Below are 7,107 nucleotides of genomic sequence, written 5' to 3' on the forward strand. Positions count from 1 at the left end.
GGCGGGGGACCGGCCTGGCGGAGCGTAGGGTCGCCGAGTGGCTCGCGAGTCCCAGCGACACACCGCTTTCACGGCGTGTCGCTGGGACTGAGGAGCCAATTGGTCTCATCTCCGGATTCGCCACCAGCATCTGTTTTCCGGTCGGGGAGCCGATTGGTCGAAGAGCCTGTCAGCGTGCCGTCGCCGTCGCTGCCAGGGCCGCGCGCAGGCGACCGCCGTTCTCCTCCAGGAGGCGGGCCGCCGTGGGGCCGTCCACATCGCCGAGGAGGGTGAGGATGGCGTTCTTGACCTCGCCGTCCGTCGCCGCGAGAGCCCGCTCGATCTCCTCGTCCGACGCCCCGGTCGCCAGGGCCACGATGCGGCGGGAGCGGGCGCGGAGCTTCTCGTTCGAGGCGCGGACGTCGACCATCAGGTTCCCGTACGTCTTGCCCAGGCGGATCATCGTGATCGTCGAGAGCATGTTCAGGACCAGCTTCTGCGCCGTGCCCGCCTTCAGCCGTGTCGAGCCGGTCAGCAGCTCCGGGCCCACCACGACCTCGATGCCGTGGTCCGCGGCCGCCGCGAGCGCGCTGCGCGCGTTGCAGGCGAGGCCGATGGTCAGCGCCCCCCGCGCACGGGCGTGCTCCACGGCGCCGACCGCGTACGGGGTGCGGCCGGAGGCCGAGACGCCCACCACCGTGTCGGTGGCCGTCAGCCCGAGGGCGTCGAGCGCCCGGGCCGCCAGCTCCCTGGAGTCCTCCGCGTCCTCCACCGAGGTGGCGAGGGCCTCCGGGCCGCCCGCGATCAGGCCCACGACCTGGGACGGGTCCGTGTTGAACGTGGGCGGGCACTCGGAGGCGTCCAGCACACCCAGCCGCCCGGCGGTGCCCGCGCCCGCGTAGACCAGCCGGCCGCCGCGCGCCATCCGGTCGGCGACGTCGTCGATCGCCGCGGCGATCAGGGGGAGCCGTACGGCGACGGCGGCCGCCACCGTCGCGTCCTCCCCGTTCATGAGCTTCGCGATCTCCAGCGTCGGCAACCGGTCGACCTCGGCCAGCTCCGGCCGGAACGCCTCGGTCGTCAGCGTCTCCAACTCGGTCTGCACGTCACGGTAGTTGGGGGAGGCGGCGGGGGAGGTCATGGGAGAGGCTCATTTCGTACGGTGCGGTGGCGCCCCCGAAGGGGCGCGGGGAACTGCGCGACCAGCCGGAGACGATCCGCAGCTGCCCCACGGCGGTCAGTCCTACGGCGCTCAGCCCTGTGGGCCCTGTGGGCCCTGTGCCTTACCGAGGGCTACTCCGATGCCGGTGCGCCAACGCCTCGTAGGAAGCGGACAGCGCCGGCGCGGCCGTCTCGTACGTCCGCTGGGCCACGCCGATGAACAGGCAGTCCACCACGAGCAGCTGACTGGTCCGGGACGACATGGCCGCCGGCCGCAGCTCGCTCTCCCGTGCCGTGGACGTGGTGAGCACATGGTCGGCGTACTGGGCGACGGGCCCGCCCGGCCGTCCGGTGATCGCGACGGTGGTCGCCCCGTGCTCGAAGGCGACCCGCAGCGGCTCGATGACATCACCCGTCGACCCGGAGTGCGTGATCGCGATGGCCACGTCCTTGGCGTGCAGCTGGACGGCGTTGGTGACGGCGAGGTGCGGATCGCTGTGCGCGTGGGCCACCAGGCCTATGCGCAGCAGCTTCTGCGTGAGGTCCTGGGCGACCAGCCCGGACGCGCCCACGCCGTACACGTCGATGCGCCGCGCGGCCGTCAGCGCCGTGACCGCCGCACCCAGCTGGGCGGTGTCGAGTCCTGCCGCGGTGTCGGCGAGGGTCTGCTGCTCGTCGTACGCGAGTTTGGCCACCACGTCCGCGATGGGGTCGTCCACCGCGATGTCGGCGGTGACCGCGGGTGCGCGGCCCGACTGCTGCTGGGCGGCGAGCCCGGCCAGCGCGAGGCGCAGGTCCCGGTACCCCGGGTAGCCGAGCAGGCGTGCGGTGCGTACGACGGTCGCCTCGCTGGTGCCGGTGAGCTCGGCGAGTCCGGTGACCGTGAGGGCCGAGCAGCCCGCCGGGTCACCGGCGACGGCCTCGGCCACCCGCTGCATGGACCGGGTCATGGAGGGGGCGAGGGTGCGCACCTTGGCGGCGAGGGCGGCCGGGGCGGGTGGTCTCCCCGTTCCGAAAATTTCCTTCACTTCATTGCTCACCCCATGAAAGATATTTTCTGTCCGGTCGCGTGGTCAAGAGTGCGCACAATGGGGTGCATGGACCCCACCGGCGACCCCATCAGCCCCTCGGAGCAGGCCCTGCACGCGGCTCGCGCCCTCGTCCTCGCCGACCTGGTCGCGGGCAGCGTCGCGCAGGCGGACGTCGTCTCGCTGGTCGAGGACTCCGTCGTCCAGCGCCGATGGTGGGTGGAGCAGTGGCCGGAGGGCTCGGAGTTCGTGGCGGGGCTCGTGGCCCAGGACGTCCAGGACGCGCTGCTGGAGCGGTACGGGCGCTGGCCGCTCTGCCCGGTCTGCGGCTCCGGCGACCCGCACGCCCTCGATGTCGAGCCCGAGCTGGGCGCCGACCCCCACTGGGTGTGCCACAAGGCGGGTGTGAGGGTCGCGGCGGTGGGCTCACTCGCGTCGGCGACCGGCGGGACGCCGTCCCCGTGAGGGCCGTCCCCGTGAGGGCCGTCCCCGTGAGGGCCGTCCCTGTGAGGGCCGTCCCCGTGGCGGCCGTCCCCGTGGTGGTGGCGCCATGACCGTCTACATCGACCCGCCGAACTGGCCCGGACACGGCCGCATGTGGTCCCACCTGGTCAGCGACGTCTCGTTCGAGGAACTCCACCAATTCGCCGAGGAGTTGGGTGTCCCCAGGCGGGCTTTCGAACGCGACCACTACGACATCCCGTCCCACCGCTACGCGGACGTGGTACGGGCGGGCGCGGTGGAGATCGGCTCCAAGGAACTGGTGCGCAGGCTCACGGGGGCGGGCCTGCGCAGACCGAAGCGGCGGGGGAACGCAACGTCGGGCGAGTAGGCCCGTCGGCACGTCAGATGAGTAGGCCCATCAGGCCCATCAGGCACGTAGCCGAAGCTCGTAGGCGAACTGCTCCCCGTCGTCACTGACCTGCTGGAACCCCGCCCGGGTCACCACCCCCTGCGACGCCACGTTCCCCTTGTCGACGACCGCGAACAGGGAGCGCACGTCGTCGCGTCCCCGCGCCCAGCCGGCCAGCGCGCGCAGCGCCTCGGTCATGTGACCGTGGCCGCGGGCCGCCTCGACCAGGTCGTAGCCGATCTCCACGCGACCCTCCTCGTCGGGGGCGGAGTGGAAGCCCAGGGCGCCGAGCGCGCGGCCGTCCCCGGTGCGGACGAGGACGTACATGCCCCACTCCGGCCGGAGCGTGCCGCCCTCGTACGCCTTGACGAGCAGGGCCGAGCCCACACGCGTGCCCTCGATCGGGCCGCCCTCGATCCAGTCGAAGCCGCCCGTGCCGCCCGTGGCCAGGTCGGCGCCGGCCGCCGGGGTGACGCTGTGGAGGGTGAGCCGTTCGGCGGGGATGACCAGGGGGTTGTACCAGTTCCACCGGGTGACCGGGGCACGGCCGGGCAGGTGGCCGCGTCCGGTGGCCCAGAGGAGGAGCGGCCAGGGTTCGGGGCCGGGCTGGACGTGCGGGAATTGTCGGGTGAGGACGTTCTCGCAGAGCTCGGCGGGCGCCTCGTACGTCAGTCCGAGACCCTCGGCGATGTCGTGCGTGTGGAGGAGGACCTCCGTGACACCCATCGCGGCGAAGCCCTCGCGGTCGGCGGCACGGAAGGGGTACGGGTGGAAGGCGCGCACGTCGCGCGGCGTGGCGCGGATGGTGGCTGCGAGCAGGGTGGCGGTGGTCTCGATGACGTCGAGCACACCGTCGTTGCCGGCGTCGTCGGCCATGGCAAGTTCGAAGGGCATCCACGCCTCGGTCGCGCGCCCCGCCAACTGCCCCGCGTAGCAGAGCAGGCAGTCGGCGGTGTGCACGGCCGTCTCGCGGCAACTCCACTCCAGACGGCCCGCCTTGGTCCCCTCCCAGTCCTGGTCCACCGCTGTCCGCAGCAGCGCGAGCGCGTGTTCGACGGCTTCCTGTACCTGGTCCCCACCCATTGGTCGCATGGCGGCGAGGATAGGCGCGATCAGAGGTTCTCACGTACCGGTTTTCCGGCAGGATCACAGGCGTTGGCCTCGACGTCCGTGCGGGTGCCGGCGTCGGTTGTGCTGGCGTCGGTTGTGCCGGCGTCGCTGTTCGCGTCCGTGGAGGCGCCGGTGACGACACGGGACGCGGGAGACGTACGGCGGTGCAGCCGCAGCGAGACGGCCGTGACCACGATGGCGGCCGCCGTGAGGGCCGCCCCCGCCCAGGCCGTCGACGCGAACCCGAACCCCGCGTCGATGACCGTGCCCCCGAGCCAGGGACCGCCGGTGTTGCCGAGGTTGAAGGCGGCGGTGGTGGTGGCCCCGGCGAGGGTGGGTGCGGCACCGGCGACGTTGAACATACGGGCGTTGAGAGCGGGGGCCGTGAAGAAGCAGGAGACGCCGAGGAGGAAGGAGAGGACGACGGCGAGGACCGCGTACTCGCCGAGGAGGGCCAAAGCCACGAGGATGACCGTCGAGGTCGCGATACCGCTGAGCAGCACTCCGAACAGGTGCGCGTCGGCGACCCGGCCCCCGATCGCCGTACCGATCAGCGCGCCGATCCCGAAGAGCGCGAGCACGGTCGGCACCCAGCCCCTGTCGAGGCCGGCGACATCCGTGAGCAGCGGGGCGAGATAGCTGAACGTGCAGAAGACACCGCCTGCGGCCAGCGCCACGACGGAGACGGAGAGCCAGACCTGGGGGTCGCGGTAGATCCGCACCTCGTTGCCGAGCCGGGGCTTCTCGTCGGGGAGGGGGAGGGGCGGTACGCGGAGGACGACTCCGACGAGCGCGATCCCGGAGGCGACGGCCACGGCCCAGAACGCCGAACGCCAGCCGAGGTGCTCCCCGAGGAAGGCGCCCGCTGGGACGCCCAGGACGTTCGCGATGGACAGCCCGCCGATCATCACGGCGAGCGCGCGGGCCCGGACGTTCACCGGCACCATCGCCACGGCCACCGCCGCGCCGACGGCCCAGAACCCGGCGCAGGCCAGCGCGCTGACGACACGTGAGACGAACAGCACGGCGTAGTTCGGCGCGAGAGCACCCGCGACCTGTCCCAGCCCGAACACGGTGATCAGCGTGACGAGAGTGGTCCGGCGGGGCAGCCGCAGCGTGGCCACGGCGAGCAGGGGAGCACCCACCACCATGCCGATCGCGAACGCGGAGATCAGCAGCCCCGCCCGGGGGATGCTCACGCCCATGTCCTCCGCGATGGGCGGAAGCAGCCCGGAGAGCATGAACTCACTGGTGCCGAGGGCGAAGACGGAGAGCCCGAGGACGTAGACAGCGAGGGGCATGCGGGGGGAGCGGTCGGTGTCGGCATCGGTGTCGGCATCGGTGCGGGTGCGGGTGCTGGTGCGCATGTAAAGGATCAGCGGTGGTGCCGGGAACGGGCATTCCCGCCGTGCCGGTCCGTCTCACTGCGTGGCGGTGAGCCGATCGATTTCGGCCCCGATGTTCCGGCGGGCCGGTGCCTCCCACTCCCGTTCCCCGTACGGTGTCCTGAACAGCCTTGGCAGCGCGAGGAGTTGACGCAGTACGGCGGCCCGCCCCGCGCGGAAGGTGTCCTCCGGAACGAAGGCGTACTCCTCGCGGACGGCCCGCGCATAACGGTCGTACGCCTCAGGGGGCGCCGCCAGGATGGCCAGATCCGCGTCGCAGAGGACGGCGCCGTCGGAGTCACCGGGGTCGGGATCGTGCGTGATGGTGAGCCGAACCAGCCGGGCGACCTCGTGCACCTTGCCGTCCGGAACTCCTGCCTCGGGCAGGGCCCGCTCGGCAAGCCGCGCGGACCGCTCCTCGTTCGTGGACCGCTCCGGCAGGTACACGGCGTCGTGGAACCAGGCCGCCAGCCGTACGACGTCCGGGTCGTCGGCGTACTCCTCCAGCACGTCGATGCGGTCGAGGACGGCGATGAGGTGATCGAGGGTGTGGTACTTGCGCTGAGGCTCCGACCACCGCTTGATCAGGTTGTCGGCGTACGGGTACGGGTCGGGGTGACAGACGCCGTCGCGGGCGGCGAGCAGGGTGCGGAGCCAGCGGGTGCGGAGATCGTCGGTGTCCGGGGCGGCCATGGGGTCATTGTCCCGCCGGGTAGCGCGGCAGTTGCTCCGTCGAGATCGTCCAGGCGTCGATAGTCACGTCCTCGCCGTAGACGAAGTCCTTGCGCGTCGCGTAGCGAGGCCCGTCCGGGGTGGAGTGGATGTCGGTGAAGACGGCGCCGGTGCCGGTACGAGGATCGAAGATCGCGTAGACGGGGACACCCATCAGCGGATAGTCGCGCGTCTTGCCGACCCAGTCGTTGTCGGGGTTGGAGCGTGAGACCACTTCGATGGCGGCGATGAGCGCACGCGGGTCGAAGGAGCCCGGGACATCCATGTCAGCCAGGGCGATCACCATGACGTCGGGGTGGCGCATGATGCCTTCACCTTCGGCTTCCACGTCAGGTGTCCCCGTGTGTGCGACCAGTTCGTCCGGCATGAGCTTTTCAAGTCGCTTCCGGAGGTGCACGGTGGTCAGCTCATGCGGACCGATCGGCGCCATCATGTCGTGGACGATCCCTTCCTTGGTGATCTCGAATTTGCCGGGGAGGGTGTCGTCCATGGTCTGAACGAAGTCCCGCATGGTCCGGTACAGGTGGGAGGCGCTCTGCCGTGCGTCGTCCGGGGCGATGGTCATGGCGCTCGCTCCTCGTCGTCTGTGCCCGGGGGCAGGGATCGTCACCTTCATGCTAGGCGGCCACCAGGTGATCGGTTCGGCAGTCGCGGCAGCGGCCGGGGGCGGAAGACCTGAAGGCGCGGTCGCAGTCCTCGCAGGTCTGAAAAGGGTCGGGGCGTGCCGGAGCCGGCTTGTCGTCCTTGCCCCGGCCCTTGTCCTCCTTCGAGGTCGCCTCGGCCGACGGCTGAGCGCGCCCCTCGCCGGGCGGTCGCCGCCGCTCGACAGCCGGTCGCGGTGCCGCCGCCGACTTCGACC

The 7,107-nt window shown here is 71.6% G+C and carries 8 protein-coding genes and 1 pseudogene; 2 read left to right on the forward strand and 7 right to left on the reverse strand.

Annotated features, from left to right (window positions below; all coding sequences use genetic code 11):
- Nucleotides 1-169: 169 nt before the first annotated feature.
- Together murQ and FNH04_RS38035 are read right to left on the reverse strand one after the other, a co-directional pair.
- On the reverse strand, nt 170-1,120 hold the full coding sequence (gene murQ / locus FNH04_RS38030; protein WP_152790395.1) for an N-acetylmuramic acid 6-phosphate etherase: 951 nt from the start codon (nt 1,118-1,120) through the stop codon (nt 170-172).
- A 142-nt stretch (nt 1,121-1,262) separates the two neighbouring features.
- Nucleotides 1,263-2,180 (reverse strand): MurR/RpiR family transcriptional regulator, encoded by a 918-nt coding sequence (locus FNH04_RS38035; protein WP_322725042.1) that lies wholly within the window; start codon nt 2,178-2,180, stop codon nt 1,263-1,265.
- 57 nt (nt 2,181-2,237) lie between these two features.
- On the opposite strand from FNH04_RS38035, the gene FNH04_RS38040 reads away from it, so the two are divergent.
- Together FNH04_RS38040 and FNH04_RS38045 are read left to right on the forward strand one after the other, a co-directional pair.
- On the forward strand, nt 2,238-2,633 hold the full coding sequence (locus FNH04_RS38040) for a hypothetical protein (protein WP_152790396.1): 396 nt from the start codon (nt 2,238-2,240) through the stop codon (nt 2,631-2,633).
- Between the two features lie 85 nt (nt 2,634-2,718).
- A complete protein-coding gene (locus FNH04_RS38045; protein ID WP_152790397.1) occupies nt 2,719-3,000 on the forward strand; it encodes a DUF4031 domain-containing protein in 282 nt (93 codons plus the stop codon).
- Between the two features lie 39 nt (nt 3,001-3,039).
- Here the strand turns inward: FNH04_RS38045 and FNH04_RS38050 are convergent, their stop codons facing one another.
- The 5 genes and pseudogenes from FNH04_RS38050 to FNH04_RS48210 form a co-directional block, all read right to left on the reverse strand.
- The gene (locus FNH04_RS38050) at nt 3,040-4,104 is read right to left on the reverse strand and encodes a GNAT family N-acetyltransferase (RefSeq protein ID WP_152790400.1); all 1,065 of its coding nucleotides are present in this window, start codon (nt 4,102-4,104) and stop codon (nt 3,040-3,042) included.
- Between the two features lie 29 nt (nt 4,105-4,133).
- Nucleotides 4,134-5,432, reverse strand: a complete 1,299-nt coding sequence (locus tag FNH04_RS38055; RefSeq protein WP_152790401.1) for a Cmx/CmrA family chloramphenicol efflux MFS transporter — start codon at nt 5,430-5,432, stop codon at nt 4,134-4,136.
- 120 nt (nt 5,433-5,552) lie between these two features.
- Complete coding sequence (locus FNH04_RS38060; protein WP_152790398.1) at nt 5,553-6,209, reverse strand: HD domain-containing protein; 657 nt, start codon at nt 6,207-6,209, stop codon at nt 5,553-5,555.
- 4 nt (nt 6,210-6,213) lie between these two features.
- Nucleotides 6,214-6,813: a Uma2 family endonuclease gene (locus FNH04_RS38065; RefSeq protein WP_152790399.1), complete on the reverse strand. Its 600-nt coding sequence runs from the start codon at nt 6,811-6,813 to the stop codon at nt 6,214-6,216.
- A 52-nt stretch (nt 6,814-6,865) separates the two neighbouring features.
- A pseudogene (locus tag FNH04_RS48210) lies at nt 6,866-7,107 on the reverse strand (hypothetical protein); the annotation flags it as partial.

The sequence above is a fragment of the Streptomyces phyllanthi genome, assembly GCF_009377205.1.
Taxonomy (GTDB): domain Bacteria; phylum Actinomycetota; class Actinomycetes; order Streptomycetales; family Streptomycetaceae; genus Streptomyces; species Streptomyces phyllanthi.

Coding starts and splice junctions, on each gene's coding strand:
- murQ (WP_152790395.1), bottom strand. CDS start 1,120: ATGACCTCCCCCGCCGCCTCCCCCAACTACCGTGACGTGCAGACCGAG.
- FNH04_RS38040 (WP_152790396.1), top strand. CDS start 2,238: ATGGACCCCACCGGCGACCCCATCAGCCCCTCGGAGCAGGCCCTGCAC.
- FNH04_RS38045 (WP_152790397.1), top strand. CDS start 2,719: ATGACCGTCTACATCGACCCGCCGAACTGGCCCGGACACGGCCGCATG.
- FNH04_RS38050 (WP_152790400.1), bottom strand. CDS start 4,104: ATGGGTGGGGACCAGGTACAGGAAGCCGTCGAACACGCGCTCGCGCTG.
- FNH04_RS38055 (WP_152790401.1), bottom strand. CDS start 5,432: ATGCCCCTCGCTGTCTACGTCCTCGGGCTCTCCGTCTTCGCCCTCGGC.
- FNH04_RS38060 (WP_152790398.1), bottom strand. CDS start 6,209: ATGGCCGCCCCGGACACCGACGATCTCCGCACCCGCTGGCTCCGCACC.
- FNH04_RS38065 (WP_152790399.1), bottom strand. CDS start 6,813: ATGACCATCGCCCCGGACGACGCACGGCAGAGCGCCTCCCACCTGTAC.